The organism is Mesorhizobium sp. P2_F8, assembly GCF_056403655.1.
In genome coordinates, this window is the sequence record NZ_JBFUFB010000010.1 from 82,220 (window position 1) to 107,789 (window position 25,570).

Sequence of the window (25,570 nt, forward strand, 5' to 3'; positions counted from 1 at the left end):
GTGCCGATGCCAACCAACATCAATGTTCGCTTGTTCACAGGAACAACAAATCGTCCACAGGACAGAATTCCCGTCCCCCGATTTCTGTTGACTCGGCAAAGGAACAATCTACACGAAAAACAAGAACGAAGCAAGAACAATTGTGCCGGTCAAATCTCCAGAACGTCGCCCCAGTCCGACCGCCGCGCTGCCTTGAACGTCTCGCCGTCGCGCTTGGTGAACAGCCTTTCGCCGGCACTGCCATTGCTCTCGCAAAGTTTCAGCAACACCTTGCCGGATCCTGATTTTGGTGGCGCGATGACCCGCGCCTGAAGGGAAGGAGCAGGCTGTCGCGAAGCGGCGACATAGATGAACTTCTCGTCTTCCCACGGCACGTCGCCATCCTTGGCCAGCCGATGCAAGCGCGAGCGGGCGACGCGGCGGGAAAAATGGCACCAGTCGGGCGGGGTGAGCGGGCAGGGCGCCTGATGCGGGCAGGGCGCAAGCACATGCGCGCCCGCCTCGATCAGTTGCCGGCGCACGGCAAGGATGCGCTGCCATCCGGCCGGCGTGCCCGGCTCGACGACCAGCAGCGTATCGTCGGTGAGTTGCCACAGCCGACCGATGAGCTTTGGCACTGAAGCAGGGACAATTTCGTCGAGCACATAGGCGCAAGTGACCAGATCGGCCGGCTCGATGTCGGCAAGGTCGATGGTGGCGTCGCCGGCCAGCCATCTGGTTCGGGCGGCAATCGCCCCGGCGGCAAGCGTTTCGCCGACCTTGCGCGCCGCGGCGCTGGCTTCGAACAGCACCGCCTGTTCGAGATCGGGCCACAAGTCGCTCGTGGCCCAAAGCACCGTACCAGGGCCGGCGCCGACATCGAGCAGGCTCTTGGGTTGAAAGCCGGGCCTGGCGTCGCCGAGCGCATCGAGGCTGGCGCGGACGGCGGCGTAGGTCGCCGGCAGCCGCGTCGCCAGGTAGGCTTGCACGGCCAGGTTCTCAGCCATATGCAGCCGACCATCGCGCAGTTCGGCGCGGTACCGGTCGGACAGCGTTTTTGCCGCCTGCTTGAGTGTCGCCAGCGGAACGTTCTCGAGCAGACGCTCGACACCCTGGCGAAGTGGGGCCGGTAACTCCATGCTCAGGCTCCGCGTGGCGCGACGAGGATCACCGAGGCGCCGACAATGCAGAACGCAGCTCCTGCGAGGTCCCAGCGGTCGGGGCGCACGCCCTCCGCCAGCCACAGCCAGCCAAGCGACGCCGCGATGTAGATGCCGCCATAGGCGGCGTAGGCGCGGCCGGCGGCATTGGCATCGACCAGCGCCAGCAGGAAGCCGAATAAAGCGAGCGAGGCGAGACCGGGGAGCAGCCACAGTGGCGACCTCTCCAGCCGCCACCACGCCCAGAACGAAAAGCAGCCTGCGATCTCGGCCAGGGCAGCAGCGACGTAGAGGACATAGGTCATGAAAAAGGTCCGGTGGCGATCACTGGACCTTTTTCAGTGCACGCGCTGGCAATGGCAAGCCGCAATGCTATTTCTGGTCCGCGACCTTGCGGCGGCGAGTTGCCTTGGCTACCGGGCTTTTCTCGATGGGATCCGTTTCACGGTGACCCATATCGCGCATCTCAAGCGCCTTCTCGCATTTGGCCATGTACTCGCGCGTCGTCGGCAAGGTGTCGTTCTTCTTGGCGATCTGGATCTGGAAGATCACCAGATCCTGCCAGCGGAAAGCGGCTTCCGAAGCGGCCAGGTAGAACTCCCACATGCGGCAGAAGCGCTCGTCGTAGATCGCCTTGGCCTTGTCGCGGTTGGCGGCGAAGCGCTCGCCCCAGTGCTTCAGCGTGTCGGCATAGTGCAGCCGCAGGATTTCGATGTCGGTGACGACCAGCCCCGACTTCTCGATCGCCGGCATGACTTCGGAGAGCGCAGGGACATAGCCGCCCGGGAAGATGTATTTGCGGACGAAGGCGGTGGTCGCCCACGGAACGCCGGAGCGGCCGATCGTGTGCAACAGCATAACGCCATCCGGCTTGAGCAGTGTCGCCGACTTGTCGAAGAAGGTGCGGTAATGGTTGACGCCGACATGTTCGAACATGCCGACCGAGACGATGCGGTCGAAACGCTCGTTGAGCTCGCGGTAGTCCTTCAGCTCGAAATGCACGCGGCTTTCCAACCCTTGCGCGTGCGCGCGGTCGGTGGCGACGCCATGCTGTTCGGTCGACAGTGTCACGCCTTGCACGTCGACGTCGAACGCCTTGGCGAGATAGAGGCTGAGCCCGCCCCAGCCGGACCCGATGTCGAGCACCGTCTGGCCGGCCTTCAGCCTGAGCTTGGCGGCGATGTGGCGTTTCTTGGCAGCCTGCGCTTCGTCGAGCGTCATGTCCGGCTGCTCGAAATAGGCGCAGGAATACTGCATGTCCTCGTCGAGGAAGAGCCGGTAGAGGTCGCCCGACAGGTCGTAATGGCGCTGCACGTTGCGGCGTGAGCGCGAGGCGGTGTTGATCTGCTGCAGGCGGCGGAAGGCATGACGCAGGCCTTCGATGGCTTTCGACCATGTGGCGTCGATGCCGCCGCTGCCCATGTTCTGGAAGGCGATGCGCATCACACCCAGCACGCCGCCTTCGAGAATGTCGAGTTCGCCGTCCATGTAGGCTTCCGGCACCGCCAGCATCGGATCGAAGGTGATGGCGCGCTCGGCATGCGTGGTCTTGATGTGCATGTGCACCGGCTCGCCGCTGCCGTCGCCGAACACCACCGCAGCGCCCTTGGGGCCGGTTACCTTGAGATTGCCGGTGCGCACCAGGCGGTCGAGAACGCGCTTCAGCAGAATATTCATGACCAAATGTCCCCTCAGACAGGCTGTCTCGGCCCACGACCCCGAAAATCGAAATCGACTTTCGGGAAAGGGATCGTGCGCCAAACCAAAGTTTCACAGCGTCCTTTGCGCGGCCAAAGGACGCGCGACGCTGTAGTCTGCATCAATATATAGGGGTTCGAAAAGTTCCATTTGGCACAAAAATGCCCGGGCGAGAGACCCGGGCATTGGTCCAGTATAGCTGAGGCCAACTGGGAAGCTAAAGTGCGGCACGCCCGGAAGGGCGCACCGGCAACTCAAATCGTCAGACGTTGTCTTCGCCGCCTTCGAACTCGGTGTTCGGGTCGAAGAAGTTTTCCGGCCGCGCATTGTCGTTGATGTCGTCGCCATAGATGGCTTCGGCGGTGGTCAGCGTCTCACCCTTGGCCTGGCGTTCGGCTTCGTCGGCCGTGCGGGCGATGTTGAGCGTGATCGTGACCTCGACTTCCGGATGCAGCGCGATGGCCACATTGGTGAGGCCGATGGTCTTGATCGGCTGGTTGAGCAGGATCTGGTTGCGGTTGACCGTGAAGCCTTCCGCTGTCAGCAGATCCGCGATGTCACGGGTCGACACCGAGCCGTAGAGCTGGCCGGTTTCGCCAGCCGAACGCACGGCGATGAAGCTCTTGCCGTCGAGCTTTTCGGCGACCTGGCTGGCTTCCGACTTGCGCTCGAGGTTGCGGGCTTCGAGTTGGGCGCGCTGGCCTTCGAACTTCTTCTTGTTGGCTTCGTTGGCGCGCAGCGCCTTGCCCTGCGGCAGCAGGAAGTTACGGGCAAAGCCGTCCTTGACCTTGACGGTATCGCCCATCTGGCCGAGGCGGGAAACGCGTTCGAGAAGAATGACTTCCATGGTTTTGTTCCTTCAGTTGGGCGGCAATCATGCGATCGACGCCGAATTGTCTTGGGAACAGGTCAGGAAGCTTGGGGCGCGCCTTGGCGCCGGTGTCGCTGTCCTGCCTGTTCAGGCAGTTAGAGGTCTGACCTCAACTCGGGATTTGAATGCGATCCCGCGGCGCCCGTCGCCGAGGTGAAAAAAGCGGGCGGCAAGCCGCCCGCTCGAAAGTCTTAGCGAACCACGTAGGGCAGCAGGCCGAGGAAGCGGGCGCGCTTGATCGCCTTGGCGAGTTCGCGCTGCTTCTTCTGGCTGACGGCGGTGATGCGCGACGGCACGATCTTGCCGCGCTCGGAAATGTAGCGCTGCAGCAGACGCACGTCCTTGTAGTCGATCTTGGGGGCGTTGGCGCCGGAGAACGGGCAGGTCTTGCGGCGGCGATGGAACGGGCGCCGGGTCGGGATCTGGTTGATGTCGACCATTATTCTGCACCCCCTTCAAAGCCTTCGCGCGGACGGCGCGGACCACGATCGGCACCGGCGTCACCGAACGAGCGCGGCGGACGATCGCCACGGTCGCCGCGATCACGGTCGCCGAACGAGCGCGGACCACGATCGCCACGGTCACGGTCGCCGAAGCCACCGCGTTCCGAGCGCTCTTCGCGCTTCTGCATCATGGCCGATGGGCCTTCCTCATGCGCCTCGACCTTGATGGTCAGGAAACGCAGCACGTCTTCGGACAGGCCCATCTGGCGCTCCATCTCGTTGAGCGCGGCCGGCGGGCAGTTCAGGTCCATCAGCGTGTAGTAAGCCTTCCGGTTCTTGTTGACCCGGTAGGTGAGGGACTTCAGTCCCCAGTTCTCGACCCGGCCGACGGACCCGCCATTTGCGGAGATGACGCCCTTGTACTGTTCGACAAGCGCATCGACCTGCTGCTGCGAGAGGTCCTGCCGGGCAAGAAACACATGTTCGTAAAGAGCCATAGTGTATCAGTGCCTTTCTTCGTTTCTCTCCCGGTTCCCGGCGGCAAAAGCCTCTGCAACTTCTCTGACCCGCCGTTCCCGGTAAAAGGGGGCGGGGAAGAAAGGAGCATGACGAGACGGTCGAGAGCGGAGACACGGGAGGCGGAAGCACTTCTGGCTTCACACGAAGGTTTTCGAAAAAACCTCCGGCCCTCCGTTCAGCCCCCAGCTGGGACCGGCAGATTGGGGGCGTCTATATAGCAATCCGCCCACAACGCAAGCGCAAGCGGCATTCCCTTGTGTCGCAGGGGCGGAAAAATCAAGCAGCAACAATGACAAGGCTTCGTGGTTTCCGGCAACCGGGCCTTAACCACAATGTCAGGTTGTGTGGAGTTGAGATTCTCCCGTCAACGGTCGATTCATCAAAGAAGGCGCAGAAGCCAGGCCAATCCGCGCACAAAAGCGGCAAGCATTTCCGGGGGGTAAGGATGCTTTTAACAAGTTCTGGCGCTCGACGAGCGGCAATTTTTCGCTTGTGCTGGGGCTGGGGTTGCCGGCCATCCTCACGGCTGTCGCCTTCGCAACCGATGTCTCCACCCTGATGCGGGCCAAGAGCAACCTGCAGAATGCCCTCGATGCGGCAAACCTTGCCTCTTCGCATCTGGGCGATCTCGATGTCACCCGCAATGACGCCTTTGACCGCTATTTCCAGGCCAACATCGCCGGCCATGGCGAACTCGGCAATGCGAAGGCGACGTTGACGGTCGACAAAGGCGTCAATTTCGTCAAGACGAAGGCGGTTGCCTCAGCCGACGTCACTCTCAACTTTGCCTTCCTGTTCGGCAAGGAAAAGCACATCGAGGTCGATGCCTCCGCCGTCGAATCGAACAACCAGCTCGAAGTCGTGCTGGTGCTGGACAACACCGGCTCCATGGCCGGCGCGCGCATGACGGCGTTGAGGACGGCGACCAAATCATTGCTCGACACGCTCGAGGCGACAAAATCGCCGACGCGCCAGATTCGCGCCTCGCTGGTTCCGTTCGTCACGGCCGTCAACGTCGATGGCGATGAATTCGACCCGTCCTGGATCGACATGGACGGCAAGTCCTCCACCAACGGCGTCAATTTCCCGGTCATCGACGGCAAGCGTCCCAACCATATGGCGCTTTTCAAGCAGCTCAAGCAGACCGGATGGACCGAGCCCGGATGGAACAACACCGGATGGAAGGGCTGTGTCGAGGCGCGGCCGGGCGCCTACAACATTTCCGATACCCCACCCGACCCGGACGAGCCCGACACGCTGTTTGTTCCGTATTTTGCGCCAGACGACCCCGAAGTTGCCCAGAAGCCGTCTGCCTCCTATGGCAATTCGGATAAATACTACAACAATTCCTATCTCGACGACGTCAGCGACAAGACCAAGCTCGCCAAGCAGAAGGGCAACCTTCTCGGCATCGATCTCAACGATCTGCTCGGCGATTTGTTGTCGCCCGGTACGAGCGCCAAGGAAAAGGTCGCCAAATATGTTGCGCCCGCCAAGGAGTTCATCACCGAGACGGGCACCCCCGTCACCGTTGGCCCGAACCGCGCTTGTCCCACACCCGTTGTCCCGCTGACAGACGATTTCGACAAGCTGCGCAAGGCAGCAAGCCAGATGACCGAGTGGAACGGTTCAGGCACCAATGTCTCCGAGGGCCTGTCGTGGGGCATGCGGGTGCTGTCGCCCGCCGCGCCCTACACGGACGGAGCGGCGTGGAAGACGCCCGGCGTCAGCAAGATCGTGCTGTTGCTCACCGACGGCGAGAACGTCGTCTATGGCGCCAGCGAACAGCCGACGAAGTCCGACTACACATCCTATGGCTATCTCGCAGGTGGCCGTTTTGGATCGGACAGCCAGGCGACCGCGGCGCGCAATGTCGACGGTTGGACCAAAAGCGTTTGCACGCAGTTGAAGAACGAGGGCGTGCAAATCTACACCATGGTGCTGCAATCCGACACCGCCGCCAACCGCTCGCTTTACAGCGCGTGCGCCACGGATCCGAGCGGCTACTATGCCGTCAACGATCCGACCAAACTGCCGGACGTATTCCAGCAGATCGCCAACAAGTTCTCGAAGCTGCAGTTGACGGATTGAACGTGTGAAGGGTCGCCAGGCCCGATCCTCGCGGGATCGTTTGGCTCAACTCGTATGGGCGACAATTTTGTCGACCGTTTCGGGGAAGAAGTCCGGCGCCGCGAGGCGTTTGCCGAACATCATGTCGTACTGCAGCAGGCGGAAATCGCGGATCGTCGGATCGATTTCCTTCTGCCGTGACCAATCTGGCGTGGCTTCGCCCGTCGGCGTCAGCAACAAATTGCGGTCGACGACGCGGTAGCGTTCGCGCATCTCACCCAGGAAGCCGGTGTAGTAGGGGTGGGTGATGCCGGCAGTGGTGAGGATGTGATAGGGCAGGAACGCCGGGCTCACCGCGCCCAGGTTCTCGACCGGACCGGAGTGGTTCGACCAGATGATCAGCGGCGTCTGGTGATGTTCAAGTGCGGCTTGCGGCGTCGGTTCCTTGCGCGGCGCGACATTGTCTTTCAGGAACCCGGTTTCGACATAGACCGGCCCCAGCGGCGGCAGATGGTCGCCGAAGAAGGCGATCACGGTGGGACGGGAGCGTTTCTTCGCCCATTCGACAAGGCGTTCAAGGCCACGATCGGCGTCGGCTGACCCCTCGGCGTAGCTTAGCAGCGATTCGCGTGCCCATTGGCTGATCGGTGCCTGCACCGTGTGTGTTGGATTGTAATAGCGGTTCGGCTCGTAGGGGCCGTGGTTTTGCAGGCTGACCGCAAAGAAAAACACCGGCTCATCGCTGGCGTCGGCCTCGCTGATGATCTCGTCGGTCATCGCCGCGTCGGACGCCAGCGGCCCGCGCTTTTGCAAAGGGGGCAGCGTCTCTTCTGATTTGAAATCGTTGAAGCCGAAATCCGCATAGACCGCGCCACGGTTCCAGAACCAGTTGGTGCCGGGATGGATGGCGCGCGCCCGGTAGCCTTGGCTCTTGAGGAAGGTTGCGAGCGAAGGCGTCGGCGTGCGCACATATTGCTGATAGGGGATGCTGCCGGCCGGCAGGAAGGCGTTGGAAAAGCCGGTCAGCGCCTCGAACTCGATGTTGGCGGTCATGCCGCCGAATTCGGGCGAGAACATCGAGCCCGAGCGCAACGCGCGCACGTTGGGGATCGGGTCGGGCGTGATGGTGACGCCGGGCAGCTTGGTCGGATCCCAGAAGGATTCGCTCATGACAATGATGATGTCGGGCTTTTCCGCCGGCATCGAGGCGGTCACATCGGTCCTGTCGATCGCCGCGATTGCCTTGTCTGAATAGCCTGGCGGTGCCGAGACATGGGCCATCGGCACGTTGAGGGCAAAGGCCAGGGCAAAGCCGTTGGAGGCATAATTTTCCTTCTGGTCCCACATGATCGGGATGATCTGCAGCCGGTCCCTGGTCCAGGAGAAGGTGGCGTAGTCCATGATCGAAACGAAGAAGGCGAGCAGCGGCACCGCCAGCGTCAGCCGGGCAAGGCGGCCCTTGCGGCTGAGCGCCGGAACCTTGCGGCGCCATAGCCGCCAGCCATAGACGAGCAGCGACAGGCCGGCGACGATGCCGACCACCATGGCGAGCGCGGTCATCGGCCGGTCGCGCACCAGGAGGGGCAGCAGCGCGAAGATCTGGCGGGCATAGAGGAAATCGGTGGGATAGAGCGGATCGCCGAGATAATGCGACTTCTGGTGGCCGACGAAGGCAAGGGAAAGGGTCAGCGGTGCGACGATCATCAGGCTCTGGTGGCTGCGGCCAAGCACGGCATCAAGGCCGATCAGGATCAGCGCGAACACGACGATGGTGGTCCAACCCGGCTTGAGCGGCTGCAGGAAGAAGGCGACCGTGCCGGCAAAGTCGCCGCGCACGATCAATTCGATCGCAAACACCATGACGGCCGCGATTGCCAGGCTGACCAGCCCATAGCGCACGACCGGCCATGTCCTGCCCGGCAGATAACCGGTGGACGGGTCGTCTTCCAGGAACTGTGGCGCGGCTTTGCCGACGCGTTTAGAACTCTTTGCCACTTTAACTTCCCCACCCAGCGACAAACTCGTCACTCGATTGTCATATAATTGTCACGCAAAGCTAGCGCCTGTGGCGGAAATAAGAAGAGCCAGCAAACGATTCGTGAGCGGTTTTCATCAGGAGTGATCGCCAAAAAGCCTTTCGGAACAGGCACTCGGCCGGCGATGGTGCCGCCGGCCAGGGTCGAACTGGGCTTGACTTGGCGGCCTGCCTTGCGTCACAGGCAAGAAAAACCCGACTATCGGGCAAGCAAAACCAGCCCTTGGGAGCCCTCATATGGCCGTTGCATTCACCTTTCCTGGACAAGGCAGCCAGGCTGTCGGCATGGGCAAGGATCTCGCCGATGCCTTTCCCGAGGCGCGCAGGGTCTTCCAGGAGGTGGACGACGCGCTTGGCGAAAACCTGTCGAAGCTGATCTGGGAAGGGCCGGAGGAGACGTTGACGCTGACCGCCAATGCCCAGCCGGCGCTGATGGCGGTGTCGCTGGCCGCGATCAGGGCGCTGGAATCGCGCGGCTTCTCGCTGAAGGACAAGGTCGCCTATGTCGCCGGCCATTCGCTGGGCGAATATTCGGCGCTCGCGGCCGCCGGCTTCGTTTCGGTTGCCGATGCCGCCAGGCTGCTGCGCATCCGGGGCAATGCCATGCAGGCGGCGGTGCCGGCCGGCGAGGGCGCCATGGCGGCTATCATCGGGTTGGAACAGGCGGATGTAGAAGCCGCCTGCGCCGAGGCTGCCCAAGGGGCTGGCTCTGTCTGCCAGGTGGCGAACGACAATGGCGGCGGCCAACTGGTCATTTCAGGCACAAAGGGCGCAGTGGAGCTGGCGGCGAAACTTTGCACGGAAAAGGGCGCCAAGCGGGCGCTGATGCTGCAGGTTTCGGCGCCTTTCCACTCCGCGCTGATGATGCCAGCGGCCGAGATCATGCGCGAGGCTCTGGCCAGCGTGGCGAAGGCCGCCCCGGTGGTTCCCATCGTCTCCAACGTCACCGTCACCCCGACCAATGATCCGGACGAGATCGCGCGGCGTCTGGTCGAGCAGGTGGTTGCCCGCGTGCGCTGGCGCGAGACTGTGGAATGGTTCGGCGCAAACGGCATCGCCACGCTTTACGAGATCGGCGCCGGAAAGGTGCTTTCAGGCCTGGCGCGGCGCATCAACCGCGACATCGCCATCGCGTCGGTCGGCTCCGCGGCTGATGTCGAGGCGGCGCTGGCGACGCTTGCTTAATCTAGTGCCATTTGACCCTGCCCGTGCAAAGGGTGTTCTCTTCTCAATCAGGAGACAAAAATGTTCGAATTGACTGGCCGCAAGGCACTCGTCACCGGCGCATCGGGAGGCATTGGCGAGGCGATCGCCAGGGTGCTGCATGCGCAAGGCGCCATCGTCGGCCTGCATGGCACGCGCGTCGAGAAACTGGAGACGCTGGCCGCGGAGCTTGGCGATCGGGTCAAGCTGTTCCCGGCCAACCTGTCGAACCGTGACGAGGTCAAGGCGCTCGGCCAGAAGGCGGAGGCCGATCTCGAAGGCGTCGACATCCTGGTCAATAATGCCGGCATCACCAAGGACGGGCTGTTCGTGCGCATGTCGGACGCCGACTGGGATACCGTGCTCGAGGTCAACCTGACCGCTGTCTTCAGGCTGACCCGCGAACTCACCCATCCCATGATGCGCCGCCGTCACGGCCGTATCATCAACATCACCTCGGTTGTCGGTGTCACCGGCAATCCCGGCCAGGCCAACTACTGCGCCTCCAAGGCCGGCATGATCGGCTTTTCGAAATCGCTGGCGCAGGAGATCGCCACCCGCAACATCACCGTCAACTGCGTCGCCCCGGGCTTCATCGAATCGGCGATGACCGACAAGCTCAACGACAAGCAGAAGGAAGCGATCATGGCGGCGATCCCGACGCGCCGCATGGGCACCGGCGCTGAAGTCGCATCCGCCGTTGCCTATCTCGCCTCCAACGAAGCCGCCTACGTCACCGGCCAGACCATCCATGTGAATGGCGGCATGGCGATGATCTGAACGAGGTCCGGCGGAGTTGTTGCCGGCTTGTGAAAAGAGACCATTTCGGCTTGGACCTCAGCTATTTTTCGTGTAATGCGGCCCGCAACCCGGCGGTTCGGGCAAAAACCGGTCCGTGGCCGTTGCGTTTCCGGCAGGACCATCTTTCAGCTTGATTAGCGGCATTCTGCCCGCTAACGAAGACAGACAAACAAAAGACGAGGATGCCCCAAATGAGTGACACCGCAGAGCGCGTCAAAAAGATCGTCATCGAGCACCTTGGTGTCGATGCCGACAAAGTGACGGAGCAGGCGAGCTTCATCGATGATCTGGGCGCCGACAGCCTCGACACGGTCGAACTCGTCATGGCGTTCGAAGAAGAATTTGGCGTCGAGATTCCCGACGATGCGGCCGAGACCATCCTGACCGTCGGCGACGCGGTGAAGTATATCGACAAGGCATCCGCCTGACGCTTTCCGCAGTCATCACCGGGGAGGACCTGCGATGAGGCGTGTCGTCGTCACGGGCCTTGGGTTGTTGTCGCCATTCGGCATGGGCTTCGAGCACAGCTGGAAGGAACTACTGACCGGCCGCAGCGCAGCCAAACGCATCACCGAGTTTGAGGTGGAGGATCTTGCCTGCAAGATCGCCCACGTCATTCCGCGTGGCGATGGCAGCAATGCCACCTTCAATCCCGAAGCCGTGCTCGAGCCGAAGGAATTGCGCAAGATCGGCGACTTCATCCTGTACGGGATTGCCGCCGCCGACGAGGCGCTGAAGGATTCCGGCTGGGAGCCAAAAACCCATGCCGAGCAGTGCGCCACCGGCGTGCTGATCGGCTCCGGCATCGGCGGCATCGAAGGCATCGCCGAGAACGCGATGATCCTCAAGGAACGCGGCCCGCGCCGCATCAGCCCGTTCTTCATCCCGGGCCAGATCATCAATCTCGTTTCCGGGCAGGTCTCGATCAGGCACGGGCTGAAAGGCCCGAACCACGCCGTCGTCACCGCCTGTTCGACCGGTGCGCACGCCATTGGCGACGCTGCCCGGCTGATCATGTGGGGCGATGCCGACGTAATGGTCGCCGGTGGCGCCGAAGCGCCGGTGACACGGCTGTCGATCGCCGGCTTCGCCGCGTGCCGGGCACTGTCGACCGATCGCAACGATGCGCCGCAAACGGCATCGCGCCCCTACGACCGCGACCGCGACGGCTTCGTCATGGGCGAGGGCGCCGGCGTCGTCGTGCTTGAAGAGCTCGAACACGCCAAGGCGCGCGGCGCCAAGATTTACGCCGAGGTGACCGGCTACGGCCTCACCGGTGATGCCCATCACATCACAGCGCCTGCCGAAGACGGCGACGGCGCCTTCCGCTGCATGACGGCGGCGTTGAACCGGGCCAAGCTGACGCCCGCCGATGTCGACTACATCAACGCGCACGGCACCTCGACCATGGCCGATACGATCGAACTCGGCGCCGTCGAGCGGCTTGTCGGCAATGCCGCGTCTAAGATTTCGATGTCGTCCACCAAGTCGTCGATCGGCCATCTGCTGGGGGCGGCCGGTGCTGCCGAAGCGATCTTTTCGATCCTCGCCATTCGCGACAATGTCGCGCCGGCGACCATCAACCTCGACAACCCGGAGCGCGAGACCGCGATCGACCTGGTGCCCAACAAGCCGCGCGCTCGCCAGATCGACGTTGCACTGTCCAATTCCTTCGGCTTTGGCGGCACCAACGCTTCGCTTGTCTTCCAGCGCTATAATGGCTGATCGTCCAACTGCCCGGCGATGCTTCGGCATGCCGTCAATTTTGCCATATTCGCCCCTACTCTGCCGCAGGGGATTCGTTGAGCGATCAAACGGTAGGGCAAAATGAACACAAATCCGGCGGGCAACGGAGAATTCGGACAGCGTCCGGCATCGGGGCCGATCATGCCGAAGACGGCGAGCGAGGCCTTGCGGCCGGAGGCCGGCACACCGCCGCCGAAGCGCTCGCGTGCTTCGCGCAGCCAGGTCGTCGTGTTCATGAACTTCGTCATCTCCGTGGTGATGCTGATGGTTCTGGCGGCCGGCGCCGCGGTCTATTTCGGCAAGCAGGAATTCACCGAAGCTGGCCCCTCGGCCAATGGCGACACGTTCCTGGTCAAGCCGAATACCGGCGTCCAGGATATTGCCGACCAGCTCGAACGCCGCGGACTGATCAGCGACGCCCGGATCTTCCGCCTTGGCGTGCGCGCCTACGGCAATGACTCGGCGCTGAAGGCCGGCGAGTACGAGATCAAGCCCAAGGCTTCCATGCGCGACATCATGGAGCTTTTGAAGAGCGGCAAGTCGGTGATGTATTCGCTGACCGTTCCGGAAGGGCTGACGGTCGAGCAGGCGCTGCAGCGCATCGCCGATGAGCCGGCCTTGAGCGGCGATATGCCGGCGACCACTCCTCCCGAGGGCAGCCTCGCCACCGATACGCTGCGCTTCACGCGCGGCGCGACGCGCCAGCAGATGATCGACAAGTTGCTGGGAGATCAGAAGAAGCTGGTCGACGAAGTCTGGCAGCGGCGCGCGCCGGACCTGCCGCTGGCCAATGTCGAAGAGTTCGTCACGCTGGCCTCGATCGTCGAGAAGGAAACGGGCAAGGGTGACGAGCGTTCACGGGTTGCCGCGGTCTTCCTGAACCGGCTGGCCAAGGGCATGCGCCTGCAATCCGACCCAACCATCATCTACGGTCTGTTCGGCGGCAAGGGCAAGCCGGCGGACCGGCCGATCTATCAGTCGGACATCCAGAAGCAGACGCCCTACAACACCTATGTGATCAACGGCCTGCCACCGACGCCGATCGCCAATCCGGGTCGGGCGGCGCTGGAGGCAGTGGCCAACCCGTCGAAGACCGACGATCTTTACTTCGTCGCCGATGGTACCGGCGGCCATGTCTTTGCCGCGACGCTGGAAGAGCACAATGAGAACGTCGCCCGCTATCGCGCGTTGCAGAAGAAGCAGGCCGACGACGCCGCCAAAGGCGCCAACACCACCGGCGCCGGCGACAGCAATGCCGACAAGCCGGCTGACGGCAATGCTGACAAGCCGGCTGACGCCGGCGACGACAGCGGCGGCGGCGATGCGGGCGCTGCCCAGTAGGACGAAGAGGGGCGTTGCCACAAGGCGGCGCCCCTGACATTTGGAGCAGCGCCGCGCGTCCGATTTCGGCGTGCCTGCGGCGCAGTCATTTTTAAGCCGCACGTGCTCCCCTCCGGAAAACCGGTTTCGGAGCGATGTGCCAGGGACTTGTGGGCGATATGAATTTGCAGAGCATGACCGGTTTTGCACGTGCCGTCGCCGAGCATGAAGGCACCGCGATCGCCTGGGAGGTCAAGTCCGTCAACGGCAAGAGCGTCGAGGTGCGGCTGCGATTGCCGCAAGGTTTCGAACGGCTGGAACCGGCTGTCAGGCAGACGCTTCAGAAGCGCTTTGCGCGGGGTAATTTCCAGGCGACGCTGACCATTGGCCGTGCCGCCGGCGCTCAGGCGCAGCCCGTCGTCAACGAAGTCTTTCTGAAGGACCTTGCGGGGCTCGCCAAGCGGTTGCAGGAGCAGTTCGGTGTCGCCCCCGCGACATCGGACGGATTGCTTTCGCTGCGCGGCGTGCTCGATATTCCCGAGACTGTCGAAACCGAAGAGGCGCGCGCCGCGCTCGACATCGCGATCACGGCCGCGCTCGAGGTGGCCCTCAAAGGACTGGAACAGGCGCGACAGGGCGAAGGTGCCGCACTGGCCCTGCTGCTGGCGGGCCATATCGATGCAATCGAGGCGTTGACGTTGCGGGCAGAGGCCGATCCGTCTCGCGAGACGGCGGCGATCCGCGAACGCCTCGCCGAGCAGGTCAGGCTGCTGATGGACGCGTCCGCCAATCTGGACGCCAGCCGGCTGCACATGGAGGCGGCTTTCCTGGCCACCAAAGCCGATATTCGCGAAGAGATCGACCGCCTGAAAACGCATGTCGCATCTGGTCGGGCACTGCTTGAGGGCGGCGGCGCGGTCGGCCGCAAGCTCGATTTTCTGGCACAGGAATTTAACCGCGAATCGAATACGCTGTGCTCGAAGTCGAACGCCGCTACGGTCACCGCGATCGGGCTGGAGCTGAAGGCCGTGGTCGACCAGTTTCGTGAACAGATCCAGAATCTGGAGTAGCCGATGGTTGCCAAGGATTTAGGGTCCCGCATTCGCCGCCGGGGCCTGATGCTCGTCCTGTCGTCGCCGTCCGGCGCCGGCAAGTCGACGATCGCGCGCAACCTTCTGGAAAGCGATTCCAGCCTCGAACTGTCGGTCTCGGTCACCACCAGACCGCGCCGCGGCAGTGAGATCGAAGGTGTTCACTACCATTTCCGGACAATGCGCGATTTCGAGCGGCTGCGCGATTCCGACGCCCTGCTGGAATGGGCCGAAGTGCACGGCAATTGCTACGCGACACCGCGCGAGCCGGCCGAACTGGCACTGGCTGAAGGGCGCGACATGCTGTTCGACATCGATTGGCAAGGCGCACAGCAGCTCAAGGAGAAGATGCGTGCCGACATCGTCTCGATCTTCATCCTGCCGCCGTCGATGAAGGAATTGAAGGCGCGGCTGAAGCGTCGCGCCGAAGACCAGGAGGCGGTGATCGAGACGCGGCTGAAAAACGCCCGCAACGAGATCGAGCACTGGAAGGAATATGATTTCGTCATCGTCAATGACGACCTCGACCGCGCCTTCGCCGAAGTGCGCGGCATCGTCGTCGCCGAGCGGCTGAGACGCGATCGCCGGCCCGGCCTGTTCGATTTCGTCTCGGGGCTGTTGGACGAGAAGACCGGCTGATGCTTCTTCCTTCCCCTGTGAACAGGGAGAAGAAAGCTACCTCGTGTTGGTCAGGCGCACGAATTCCTCGACGCTGAGTGTTTCGGCGCGGCGTGTCGGATCGATGCCGGCGCGTTCGAGCAAAGCTTCGCCGCCGAGGCTTTTCACACTCTGCCGCAGCATCTTGCGGCGTTGGCCGAAGGCGGCTTCGGTGACGCGGCCGAGTTTTTTCACATCGGCGGGCAGGGGTGTCGCGCGCGGCTCCAGATGCACCACTGAAGAGGTGACCTTGGGCGGCGGTGTGAACGCCTGGGGCGGCACGTCGAACGCGATCCTGGCCTGCGTGCGCCAGCCGGCCAGCACGCCAAGCCTGCCATAGGCATCGCTGCCGGGTGTGGCGACGATGCGTAGGGCCACCTCGCGCTGGAACATCAGCGTCATCGATGCATAGAAGGGCGGCCATTCGCCGACCGTCAACCAGCGCACCAGCAGCTCCGTGCCGATATTGTACGGCAGGTTGGCGATGATCTTGACCGGGCCGCCGGCTCCCCCATCGGCAAGGGCTGCGAAGTCCGTCTTCAGCGCATCGCCGGATACAATCTCCAGCCGGCCGGGATAATGATCCGATATTTCGGCGAGCGCCGCGAGGCAGCGTTCGTCGCGCTCGATGGCAATGACGTGGCGCGCCCCGTTGGCGAGCAATGCGCGGGTCAGCCCGCCAGGGCCGGGACCGACCTCGATCACGGTTGCATCGGACAAGTCGCCGGCGGTGCGGGCGATCTTGCCGGTGAGGTTGAGGTCGAACAGGAAATTCTGGCCGAGCGCCTTCTTTGCCTGCAGCCCATGACGCTCGATCACCTCGCGCAGCGGCGGCAGCCCATCGATGCTCATGCGCGCAGGCTCAGGCAGGAAGCGCTCATACTGCGGCGGCCCTCGTGCCGCTGTCGGCCAATCGCCTGGCGAGCTTCAGCGCCGCCATCAGGCTGTCGGGCCTCGCCACGCCCTTGCCGGCGATGTCGAAGGCCGTACCGTGGTCGGGCGAGGTGCGAATGAAGGGCAGGCCGAGCGTGACATTGACCGCCTCGTCGAAGGCCAGTGCCTTGGCCGGAATCAGCGCCTGGTCGTGGTACATGCATAGGGCCGCGTCGTAGCCGGCCCGCGCACGGGCGTGGAACAATGTGTCGGCGGGCAGGGGGCCGAAAGCGTCGATGCCTTCGGCTCGCAGGATGTCGACCGCCGGGCGCACGATGCGCTCGTCCTCGAGGCCCATGGCACCGCCTTCACCCGCATGCGGATTGAGCCCGGCAACGGCCAGCCGCGGCCTGGCGATGCCGAAGCGGCCGATGAGGTCGGCAGCGGTGATGCGCGCCGTCGCGACGATCAATTCGGTGGTCAGCGCCTTGGGCACCGCCGCCAGCGCGATGTGGATGGTGACGGGGACGGTGCGCAACTCGGGGCCGGCCAGCATCATCACCGGCATCGCCTCGACGCCGGTGTGTCGGGCCGACAGATGCGCCAGATATTCGGTATGACCGGGAAAGCCAAAGCCGGCATCGTAGAGCGGCTTTTTGGCTATCGGGCAGGTGACGACAGCGGCGGCGTCGCCGGCAAGGCAGTCGGCGACGGCGCGGTCGATGGCTTCGATAGTGGCGGCCGCATTGGCCGGGTCCGGCCGGCCGGGGCTATCGATGCAGCGAGCAGCCAGCGGCACGATCGGCAGGGCGCGGCCAAACACTTGCGCCGCTTTCGCGGGTGTCGTTTCAACGACCGGCAGCGAAATGCCGAGGAGGCGGGCCCGGGAGGCGATCAGCGCCGGATCGGCGAGCAGATAGAAGGGAGGCAAGGCTGCGGCCTCTCGCGCCATGAACGCGGCAATCGCGATCTCCGGCCCGATGCCGGACGGATCGCCGGCGCTCAAGGCGAGCGCAATCACTGTGCTGCCCACGTCAGCGCTTGACGATGCGGGCTTTCGCCTTCAACTCGTCGACATATTTTTTGCTGAGCTCATCGGCGTTCTTGTCACCACCTGAGCCTTCGCTCTGGAACACCATCTGGGCAACCTTATCGTCCGAGACTTCGCGCGACGAGCAGATGCCGATGAATTCGACGCCGCGTTCGGTCTCGCGCGTGACGGTTGCGCCACCGACCTTGGTCGCCTTGATCTGCTCGGCCCAGTCCGACGGCAGTTGCGGCGCCAGCACCCGGCCCAGGTCACGAACGGTGACGTCGATCAGACCCTTGGCGAACTCATGCGTCGTGTTGCAGCCGTTGAAGCGGGCGCGCATGGCGTCAGCCTCACGCTTGCGCTTGGCCAGCGTCGCGCTGCGCTCGGCGGCCGGTACCACGAAGATGACCTGCTGTAGCATGTACTCGGTAGCGCTCGGCTTGGAGCCGCCTTTTTCGAGCATCTTCCTGACAAGGTCTTGCTCGCTGACGGCGCCGGTGCCATCGCCGGAACGGTAACGCGCGCTCAAGGCCTGGTTCCAGGCCATCTGGGCGCGGATGAATTCCTTGAAGTGGCCCTTGGTGACGCCTGATTTCTCCATGACGCCGTCGAGCTGGCTGAGCTGCATCTTATTGTTCGAGGCAAAGCGCTGGTAGGCAGCCTCGACCTGCGCATCGCTGATGCGGATACCAAGCCGCTTGGCCTCGGCCAGTCGCAGCGTCTGGTCGATCATTTCCTGGGCGGCATCGCCCTTCTTGCGCTGCAGCTTCAAGAAGGCGGCGCGATGCGCGATGTCACCGGAGGTGACCGGAACGTCGTTGACGACGTATTTGATCTCGCTGGCGAAAGCCGGCGGCGTCATCACGGTGACCGACACGGACGTCGCCGCCAAAAGCAGCGCGAACCCTGCTGAAAACAGATATTTCCTCATCGTTGGCATCCCAATTCTATCCCGGTTCCGCCCAATTCATGCGTTCCGGGTGCACGAAATCCGTGCCAGCCCTATGCGGCGAAACGATGTCGCCGACTGTTACTGGATCGTGTCGATGGCACTGCTCGACGAGCCGAAATCGCCGAGGGTACGGAACGACAGGTTGAAGCCGATGGTCTGCGACACCTCCCGAGTGTTCAGGTCGCGCGACTGCGAGTACGTCATCAGATAGGTGAAGCAGGAATCGTTGTAGGCGAAGCCGACGCCGTCGCTGACCAGCAGGCTTTCCTGCAAATCATAGGTTCCGGTCCCGAAGACGCGCCAGTTCTCAGCGAGATGCGTCGACGCACCAAGCGTGACTTCGTGGCGGTCGGTCGTGAAACCGTAAAGCGGCTGTGCCTGGATGAAGGCGTATTTGGCGGTCAGCGATACCGGCAGGCCGGTATAGGCGGCCTTTAGCTCGCCGCGGCGCATTTCAAAGCTCTGTTCGTCGAACCGGCCGCTAACCGAGGCGGCAAAGCCATTGGGGCTGTTGACGCCAAACAGGCCGACATAGTCGGACTTGGTGTTGTCGAGGCCCGAGAAGGCGCCGACATTCACCAGATCCGGCGCGGCGAAGGAATTCTCGCCGCCAATCTGATACGACTGGCCGAAAATGGCATTGGTGCCCCAGCCATTGTTGTAGGAGCCGGAATAGCGCAGGCCGACATTGGCGCGCGAACCGCCTTCGACACGGTCGTAGCCGGAAAACTTGTCGCGTTCGAACAACGTGGTCGCGTCGAAGACCATGCTTTGGGCGTCTTCATTGGGAACCGCAAGCCCGCCGACATATTGCTCGTTCGGGCGCATGAAGACCTGTGCCATCGGTTCGACCACATGGCTCGAATTGGCAGCCGAAAACAGCACCGGCCAACGCATTTCGAGCCCGGCGGTGGCCATGAAACGGGCAAACGAGGAACGCATATCGTCCTGCTGGCCCAAATTCGTTGCCATCTGGTTGACTGCGGCAAGCGAAGCCGATGACGCGTTGACGTAGTCGACATCGCTTTGCAGCGCGAGCAACGGCGTCAGCACCAGCCCATTATCGGTGACGAAGGACCGCTTCCACTCGGCCTCGGTGGTGAGACGTCCGGATTCGCCTTCGATGCCGCGGACACGCTGGACGCCCGACGCCGGTGTGTAGGGGGTGAAGTAGGTCTGATCAAGATCGTCGCGGCGGATGACGCGCGCGTTGGCATTGAGTGACAACTGACCGCCGGCCACCGATATGTCGGGAATATAGGCGTAGTCGAGCGTCGGCAGCACCCAGGGCTGCTGGTTGCTGCGTGCAGAGATATTGCTGTTGGGCGTATCTTCCTGCACCTCGAAGTGCATGGCGCGCAGGTCGAAATAGTTGCGGCCGTTGAGGCCCGTCAGGTAGACCGACGACTGGTGGACGCTGCTGCCGTACTTGTCGATGCCGTAGGTGTTCGAGAAGTTCTTGTCGGTCTGCAGCAGCACATCCCAGCCGAAATTCCAGCGCGGATTGATGGCGAACTGCCCCTGGGTGCCCATCATCCCGCGGAATTTGTTCGGATCGCCAACTTCACCCGAATTGATGTTGTGGCCAGCCGTGGCCGGGAATGCATCCGTGTCCAGGAAGGCATCAGGATCCCGCTGCTGAATCCCGGCAATCTTCAAACTGTACTGACCATTGTTGAAGCGCTGGCGCCACTCGGCCTCACCGAGGAAGCCTTGCTTGGTGTAGCCGGTGCCGGTGACGGTCAGGTCGTAGGTCGGTGACAAGGCGAAATAATAGGGAACCTTTACGCCGACGCCTAGATCGCTCTTGTAGACGATGCTGGGGATCAGGAAGCCGCTCTTGCGCTTCACTGTCGGGTCGGCAATCTCAAACGCGGGCAGGTAGGCAAGGGGGAAGCCAAAGAACTCGAAATTCGCATTCTCGAAGCGAACCGTCTTCTTCTCGCCGTTCCAGATGATTTTCCTGGCCTTGACGCGCCATGTCGGCGCCTTGTTGGGCTTGTCCTCGCACGGTTCGCAGGCGGTGTAGACGCCATTGTGGAACGTGGTCAGCACGCCGCCCATGCGTTCGGCGCTTTCGGCGGCAAAATAGGCCTTGTCGATGGTTTCGACGCGCAAAGCGTTGACGAAGCCGTCGGCGAAATCATCGGTGATGTCGATATGTTCCGAATTGATCTTGGTGCCGTCGCTGTTGACGACCTCGACATTGCCGCTAGCGACCATCCGCTTGGTGTTGCGGTTGTATTCGACCCGCTGGGCGACAAGGCGATTGCCGCCGTAGTCGATCTGCACGCCACCGACGGCGGTCACCGTCTGGTTGTCGTTGTTGTAGACCAGCGTGTCGGCCGCCAGCAGCATCTGCGAGCCGGACGGAACCGTGGCCGCCATGTCGCTGACGTCCTGCGCAAGAGCGGGCATCGGCACGGCGCAGGCAAGCAGGCACGCCAAGGCGCTAGCCGCATAGAGGCGCGCCAAACCGGCCTGCCTGTTGCTGGGCAAAAACGCCTCCCTCACTAGCCGTCTTCCTTGTATAGCAGGAAAGTCACCCCGAAGAACATAGCCACCACGACCGGGACCCAGGCGGCTACGACAGTCGGCACAAATCCCGCCACGCCGAATGCCTTCACCAGAACCGAAACGACATAAAGCAGAAAGCCGGCGACGATGCCACCCAGAATCATCGTCGCTGACTGTCCCATCCTAGCAAATCGCATTGATACCGTTGCCGCAATCAGCGTCATGGCGACGAGAAGGAACGGCAACGCCACCAGCGAATCAAACTGCATGGCAAAGGCATTTGCCTTGAGGCCGAAGGAGCGGGCAACCTCGATTTTTCCGGGCAGATCATAAAACGGAATGGTTTCGGGGCGCGCCAGCCGCTCCTGCACGAATTCGGGCTTCAGATTGGTCGGCACGCGATCGTTTGTCGCTGTCTGGATCGTGCCGTTCTGGAACGTCCTGACGTCCTGCAATTCCCAATAGCCGTCGCGCAGGAAGGCGCGCGCGGCATCCTTGCGCTCGACGATGTTGCCTTGCGGGTCGAGAACGAAAAAGACGACATCGGCCATCTCGAGGCCTTGGTTGAGGATGGCACGCGCACCGATGATGGTGTCCCCGGAGCTGGTTTTCTGCCGGATCCAGGGTGCGGCATCGGCCGAAACCGTGTTCGATTTGCCGGAGCGCAGCTCGGTTTCGATCTGCTCGGACCAGGAAAAGGCGTGCGCGGCGAGTGGATTGATGACGCCAACCGACAGGACGCCGAACAGCAACGCTCCGATGCAGCACGGCAACAGGAATTGCCAGGCCGAAACGCCGGCGGAACGCGCGATGACCAGCTCGTAACGCCGGTTGAGCGACACCAGCGTCGCCATCGCCGAGAAGAGGCCGACAAACGGCACCGTCTGCAGCATGATCATCGGCATCCGCAGCCCGGAAATGGCCACTGCCGTCCCGTAAGTGAAGCCGGGTAGGCCGGTGGTGCGGCCGGAAAGCTCGGTGAAATCGATCAGGAACACCAGCGCCAGTAGGCCGATGAAGAACCAGAAGGTGATCGTCACGTAGCGGAAGAAGAAATAGCGGCCCAGCGTCCAGCCCATCAGCTGACCCCTTGCCCTGAAGTGCCGGACAAACGCAGCTTCAGCGCGTTCCAGCTGTCACCGATGCGGGTGGCGAAATTGGTCATCCAGTCCGCCCAGGCTACCGGCAGTTCCAAGGTCCGGTTGGATACGATGAACCAGATCGCCACCGCCGATGCCACGATGGGCACGCCGTAGACCATATAGGCATATTGCGGGACCTCATCGGCCTTGCTGGCGGCAAAGAAGCCCAGCCAGCGCACGAACAGCGATACTGAAATCGCCGTGATCAGCGGATTGACGCGTGCCTCGCGGTGCGAGCGCGCGTCCCCGGCGACCGCGAGCGCGATCAGTGCGAAGACGATGGAATAGGTCCATTCCGAAAACCGCTGGTTGAGTTCGGCCCGGTATTCAAGCGGGATTTGCTGGTAGTTCTTGTCGTTGGGGTTTGGATTGAGCAGGTACTGCGTCGTCTGGTCCTTCGGCAGCAGCGTCACCTCCGAGGCCGCCGCCATGAAGGCCGACATGTCGAAGGCATAGGATGTAAACCGGATGACCGACAGGTCGCCGGTCAGTGTTTTGCGATGAATAACGCCATCATTCATCATCAGCACCTTTTCGCCGCCGCGTTCGATGATGCTGCCGGTCTTGGCGTAGTAGACGAGGTTGACCCCTTCTTCGCGCGAATCAGCGACGAAGATACCGCCCAACCGATTGTCGGGAAGCCGCTCGCCGATCTGCAGGAACAGCCCATCCTCGATCTTGCGGAAGGTGCCTTCCTGGATGATCAGCGACAGCAGGTCCGCGTGCGACGCCGCCACCAGGGCCCGGTTCTTCTGCCGCGCATAAGGGTCGATGCCATTGTCGACGGCAAAGGAAAAGACGCTGGCCGCGAGTGCCAGAAGCATGATCGGCCGCACGATCGTCCAGCGCGAGGCGCCCGCGGCGTTGACGACGGCGAGCTCGGAATCCGAATTCATGACGCTGAGTGTCTGTGCCACCGCCACCACCACGGCAAAGGGCACGACGATCGGGATGATGGAGGGAAGGATGAGAGCGGCCACCTCGAAGAAGGTCAGCGACGACTGGCCGCTGTCGGTGACCAGGTCGATCTTGGCCAGCACTTGCGTCGTCCAGACGATGGCCAGCGTCCACACCAGCGCAGCCAGGAAGACCACGAAAGCGCGGCGCATGATGTAGCGTTCAATGACCTTCATGAAGGCTTTTCTCGATTTTCTCGAACGGCATCATGCCACCGCACAAGGTAGCTGTCCGGCGGCGCCTGCACAACTGGCTCCATGGATGGTCGATCCGGTTCCGTCCCACATTGCGCGCGCCCCGGCGGTCGGAGTGTCGGCGGCAATGGATAAGAAAGGGAAAACATCGATGGTTAACAACAAGTTGCGGCAAAAAGCGGGGCCGTGCCGCGAAGAATCACCATCGATTCCGTTGGTCATATGGGGTGCGAATTTGGCAAAGTCTTGCCAAATGCGGGAAAACGACCAAATGTCGCGCATCGCTTCGAACCACTTCCCCAAAAGCTACGCATTTTCCGAAAGCAGGACATGATGAGCCAAAGACCGTCGATCGCCTTCGCCAAATTTTCCGCGCCCAAGAATGGCACGGTCTTCGTGCTGTCGGCGGATGAGGGCGGCCTGAGCGACGCCGCCAAGGCTTGCGATCCGGGCAAGACATTGGAGCGGGCCTTTCCGGTCGCCGAATTCACCGGCAAGTTCGCCAGCACCGTCGAAGTTCTGGCGCCCGAAGGAGCGTCGCTCGACAGGCTGGTGGCGATCGGCGCCGGCAAGGTGTCGGGGCTCGACGAATATGCGTGGCTGAAGCTTGGCGGCACCATTGCCGGGTCGCTGCGCAAGGCGACCGACGTGGCCGTGGTGCTCGAAATGGTCGGCGCCTCGCCGAGCGGCAAGGAGGCGGCAAGCCTCGCGGCAGGCATTCTTCTGCGCAGCTATGCCTTCGACAAGTACAAGACCAGGAAGGACAAGGACGAGGCCGAGCCGAAAAAGCCTGTCAAGGTCACCATCCACACCGCCGCTCCGGCCGCTGCGAAGAAGGCCTTCGCTGACGCCGAGGCGGTGATGGACGGCGTGCTTCTGGCGCGTGATCTCGTCAACGAACCGGCAAATGTGCTTGGGCCGGTTGAGTTCGCCGCCCGCGCCAAGGAACTCGAGGCGCTCGGCGTCAAGGTCGAGATCCTGGCCGAGAAGGAGATGAAGAAGCTCGGCATGGGCTCGCTGCTCGGTGTCGCGCAGGGCTCGCCGCGCGGCGCCCGCATGGCGATCATGCARTGGAACGGCGGCAAGCCAAAGGACAGCCCGGTTGCGTTCGTCGGCAAGGGCGTCACGTTCGACACTGGCGGCAATTCGATGAAGCCGGCCTCCGGCATGGAGGACATGAAGGGCGACATGGGTGGTGCCGCCGCCGTCACCGGCCTGATGCATGCGCTGGCCGCGCGCAAGGCGAAGGCCAATGTCGTCGGCGTCATCGGCCTGGTCGAGAACGCCGTCGACGGCCATGCCCAGCGCCCCGGCGACATCGTCACTTCGATGTCGGGGCAGACCATCGAGGTGCTCAACACCGACGCCGAAGGCCGCCTCGTGCTGGCCGACGCGCTGTGGTACTGCAACGACCGTTTCCAGCCGAAATTCATGGTCAATCTGGCGACGCTGACCGGCGCCATCATGGTGGCGCTTGGCCAGCACCATGCCGGCCTGTTTTCCAACAATGACGAATTGGCGCAAAGGCTGACGGCGGCGGGGCAGGCGACGCAGGAGCGGCTGTGGCGCATGCCGCTCGGCGCCGAATATGACAAGCTGATCGATTCCAAGAATGCCGACATGAAGAACATTGGCGGCCGCTATGGCGGTGCCATCATCGCCGCGCAATTCTTGCAGCGTTTCGTCAAGGAGACCCCTTGGGCGCATCTCGACATTGCCGGCACGGCGATGGGCTCGCCATCGAACGAGATCAACCAGTCCTGGGGTTCCGGTTTCGGCGTCAGGCTGCTCGATCGGCTGGTGCGAGACAATTATGAGCAGTAAGCGGGTTCATCCGGTATAGGCTGAGGCGATGGCCGACGTCCTGTTCTACCACCTGACCGAATCGACGCTGGAGGATGCACTGCCCGGCCTCCTGGAGCGCAGCATCGACCGTGGTTGGCGCGCCGTGGTGCAGACCGGCACCGAGGAACGCCGCGATGCGCTCGACCAGCATCTTTGGACTTTTCGCGACGATTCGTTCCTCGCCCATGCAACCGATCGTGAGGCCTATCCCGGTGAACAGCCGATCCTGTTGACCACCGGCGACGGCAATCTCAACGAGGCAAAAATCCGCTTCCTGGTCGATGGCGCCATGCCGCCCGAGCTTGGCGGCTACGAGCGTGCGGTGTTCCTGTTCGACGGCCACGATGCCGCCCAGGTCGAGGCGGCCCGGAGGCACTGGAAGACGATGAAGGACGCCGGCCACGCCGTCACCTACTGGCAGCAGACGCCGGACCGCCGCTGGGAGCGCAAGGCGTAGGCCAATG

The 25,570-nt window shown here is 62.9% G+C and carries 25 protein-coding genes; 11 read left to right on the top strand and 14 right to left on the bottom strand.

From position 1 onward, the window contains the following. Positions 1-149: 149 nt before the first annotated feature. From AC1DZP_RS23965 to rpsF, 6 genes are all read right to left on the bottom strand, one after another. A complete protein-coding gene (locus AC1DZP_RS23965) occupies positions 150-1,118 on the bottom strand; it encodes a small ribosomal subunit Rsm22 family protein (protein WP_477305806.1) in 969 nt (322 codons plus the stop codon). A 2-nt stretch (positions 1,119-1,120) separates the two neighbouring features. Next, the gene (locus AC1DZP_RS23970) at positions 1,121-1,444 is read right to left on the bottom strand and encodes a YnfA family protein (RefSeq protein ID WP_477305808.1); all 324 of its coding nucleotides are present in this window, start codon (positions 1,442-1,444) and stop codon (positions 1,121-1,123) included. 67 nt (positions 1,445-1,511) lie between these two features. Further along, on the bottom strand, positions 1,512-2,816 hold the full coding sequence (locus AC1DZP_RS23975; protein WP_477305810.1) for a class I SAM-dependent methyltransferase: 1,305 nt from the start codon (positions 2,814-2,816) through the stop codon (positions 1,512-1,514). Positions 2,817-3,099: 283 nt separating this feature from the next. Further along, positions 3,100-3,684: a 50S ribosomal protein L9 gene (gene rplI, locus AC1DZP_RS23980; protein ID WP_477305812.1), complete on the bottom strand. Its 585-nt coding sequence runs from the start codon at positions 3,682-3,684 to the stop codon at positions 3,100-3,102. Between the two features lie 215 nt (positions 3,685-3,899). Beyond that, positions 3,900-4,148 (bottom strand): 30S ribosomal protein S18, encoded by a 249-nt coding sequence (rpsR, locus tag AC1DZP_RS23985; RefSeq protein ID WP_006203718.1) that lies wholly within the window; start codon positions 4,146-4,148, stop codon positions 3,900-3,902. Further along, on the bottom strand, positions 4,148-4,648 hold the full coding sequence (gene rpsF / locus AC1DZP_RS23990; protein ID WP_023761609.1) for a 30S ribosomal protein S6: 501 nt from the start codon (positions 4,646-4,648) through the stop codon (positions 4,148-4,150). Before rpsF ends, rpsR begins: the two co-directional genes overlap by 1 nt. Positions 4,649-5,075: 427 nt before the next feature. On the opposite strand from rpsF, the gene AC1DZP_RS23995 reads away from it, so the two are divergent. Then, complete coding sequence (locus AC1DZP_RS23995; protein WP_477306078.1) at positions 5,076-6,761, top strand: pilus assembly protein TadG-related protein; 1,686 nt, start codon at positions 5,076-5,078, stop codon at positions 6,759-6,761. Between the two features lie 45 nt (positions 6,762-6,806). Here AC1DZP_RS23995 and AC1DZP_RS24000 read toward each other — a convergent pair whose 3' ends face one another. Next, entirely contained in the window at positions 6,807-8,759 is a 1,953-nt protein-coding gene (locus AC1DZP_RS24000; RefSeq protein ID WP_095086404.1) for an LTA synthase family protein, read from the bottom strand. A 253-nt stretch (positions 8,760-9,012) separates the two neighbouring features. On the opposite strand from AC1DZP_RS24000, the gene fabD reads away from it, so the two are divergent. From fabD to fabF, 4 genes are all read left to right on the top strand, one after another. Continuing rightward, entirely contained in the window at positions 9,013-9,960 is a 948-nt protein-coding gene (gene fabD, locus AC1DZP_RS24005) for an ACP S-malonyltransferase (RefSeq protein ID WP_477305814.1), read from the top strand. A gap of 60 nt (positions 9,961-10,020) precedes the next feature. Further along, positions 10,021-10,758 carry a 3-oxoacyl-[acyl-carrier-protein] reductase gene (fabG, locus tag AC1DZP_RS24010; protein ID WP_095086399.1) on the top strand — a complete coding sequence of 246 codons (738 nt, stop codon included), beginning with the start codon at positions 10,021-10,023 and terminating at the stop codon, positions 10,756-10,758. Positions 10,759-10,970: 212 nt separating this feature from the next. Then, a complete protein-coding gene (locus AC1DZP_RS24015) occupies positions 10,971-11,207 on the top strand; it encodes an acyl carrier protein (RefSeq protein WP_006203723.1) in 237 nt (78 codons plus the stop codon). 34 nt (positions 11,208-11,241) lie between these two features. Then, the gene (gene fabF, locus AC1DZP_RS24020) at positions 11,242-12,504 is read left to right on the top strand and encodes a beta-ketoacyl-ACP synthase II (protein WP_095086397.1); all 1,263 of its coding nucleotides are present in this window, start codon (positions 11,242-11,244) and stop codon (positions 12,502-12,504) included. On the opposite strand, the gene AC1DZP_RS24025 is transcribed toward fabF, so the two are convergent. Next, complete coding sequence (locus AC1DZP_RS24025; RefSeq protein ID WP_477226447.1) at positions 12,492-12,761, bottom strand: hypothetical protein; 270 nt, start codon at positions 12,759-12,761, stop codon at positions 12,492-12,494. The two genes, fabF and AC1DZP_RS24025, sit on opposite strands and share 13 nt — an antisense overlap. On the opposite strand from AC1DZP_RS24025, the gene mltG reads away from it, so the two are divergent. From mltG to gmk, 3 genes are all read left to right on the top strand, one after another. Continuing rightward, complete coding sequence (gene mltG / locus AC1DZP_RS24030; protein ID WP_477306080.1) at positions 12,667-13,866, top strand: endolytic transglycosylase MltG; 1,200 nt, start codon at positions 12,667-12,669, stop codon at positions 13,864-13,866. The two genes, AC1DZP_RS24025 and mltG, sit on opposite strands and share 95 nt — an antisense overlap. A 158-nt stretch (positions 13,867-14,024) precedes the next feature. Next, the gene (locus tag AC1DZP_RS24035; protein ID WP_477305816.1) at positions 14,025-14,915 is read left to right on the top strand and encodes a YicC/YloC family endoribonuclease; all 891 of its coding nucleotides are present in this window, start codon (positions 14,025-14,027) and stop codon (positions 14,913-14,915) included. Between the two features lie 3 nt (positions 14,916-14,918). Next, on the top strand, positions 14,919-15,575 hold the full coding sequence (gene gmk, locus AC1DZP_RS24040) for a guanylate kinase (protein ID WP_095086392.1): 657 nt from the start codon (positions 14,919-14,921) through the stop codon (positions 15,573-15,575). 36 nt (positions 15,576-15,611) lie between these two features. Here the strand turns inward: gmk and rsmA are convergent, their stop codons facing one another. The 6 genes from rsmA to lptF form a co-directional block, all read right to left on the bottom strand. Then, positions 15,612-16,445, bottom strand: a complete 834-nt coding sequence (gene rsmA, locus AC1DZP_RS24045) for a 16S rRNA (adenine(1518)-N(6)/adenine(1519)-N(6))-dimethyltransferase RsmA (RefSeq protein WP_477305818.1) — start codon at positions 16,443-16,445, stop codon at positions 15,612-15,614. 25 nt (positions 16,446-16,470) lie between these two features. Continuing rightward, on the bottom strand, positions 16,471-17,499 hold the full coding sequence (gene pdxA, locus AC1DZP_RS24050; protein ID WP_477305820.1) for a 4-hydroxythreonine-4-phosphate dehydrogenase PdxA: 1,029 nt from the start codon (positions 17,497-17,499) through the stop codon (positions 16,471-16,473). Position 17,500: 1 nt separating this feature from the next. Beyond that, the gene (locus AC1DZP_RS24055; RefSeq protein WP_457151708.1) at positions 17,501-18,439 is read right to left on the bottom strand and encodes a SurA N-terminal domain-containing protein; all 939 of its coding nucleotides are present in this window, start codon (positions 18,437-18,439) and stop codon (positions 17,501-17,503) included. A gap of 90 nt (positions 18,440-18,529) precedes the next feature. Beyond that, entirely contained in the window at positions 18,530-20,965 is a 2,436-nt protein-coding gene (locus AC1DZP_RS24060; RefSeq protein WP_477226281.1) for an LPS-assembly protein LptD, read from the bottom strand. Then, a complete protein-coding gene (lptG, locus tag AC1DZP_RS24065; protein ID WP_477306082.1) occupies positions 20,965-22,050 on the bottom strand; it encodes an LPS export ABC transporter permease LptG in 1,086 nt (361 codons plus the stop codon). The genes AC1DZP_RS24060 and lptG overlap by 1 nt, the downstream gene beginning before the upstream one ends. After that, entirely contained in the window at positions 22,047-23,243 is a 1,197-nt protein-coding gene (gene lptF / locus AC1DZP_RS24070; protein ID WP_477305822.1) for an LPS export ABC transporter permease LptF, read from the bottom strand. The genes lptG and lptF overlap by 4 nt, the downstream gene beginning before the upstream one ends. On the opposite strand from lptF, the gene AC1DZP_RS24075 reads away from it, so the two are divergent. Genes AC1DZP_RS24075 through AC1DZP_RS24085 form a run of 3 tightly spaced genes read left to right on the top strand, consistent with a single transcriptional unit; the run spans position 23,233 to position 25,563 of the window. Then, positions 23,233-23,595, top strand: a complete 363-nt coding sequence (locus AC1DZP_RS24075; protein WP_143748785.1) for a hypothetical protein — start codon at positions 23,233-23,235, stop codon at positions 23,593-23,595. The two genes, lptF and AC1DZP_RS24075, sit on opposite strands and share 11 nt — an antisense overlap. Then, a complete protein-coding gene (locus AC1DZP_RS24080) occupies positions 23,595-25,085 on the top strand; it encodes a leucyl aminopeptidase (RefSeq protein ID WP_457153614.1) in 1,491 nt (496 codons plus the stop codon). The genes AC1DZP_RS24075 and AC1DZP_RS24080 overlap by 1 nt, the downstream gene beginning before the upstream one ends. A gap of 28 nt (positions 25,086-25,113) precedes the next feature. Then, positions 25,114-25,563, top strand: a complete 450-nt coding sequence (locus tag AC1DZP_RS24085; RefSeq protein ID WP_477305824.1) for a DNA polymerase III subunit chi — start codon at positions 25,114-25,116, stop codon at positions 25,561-25,563. Positions 25,564-25,570: the final 7 nt, after the last annotated feature.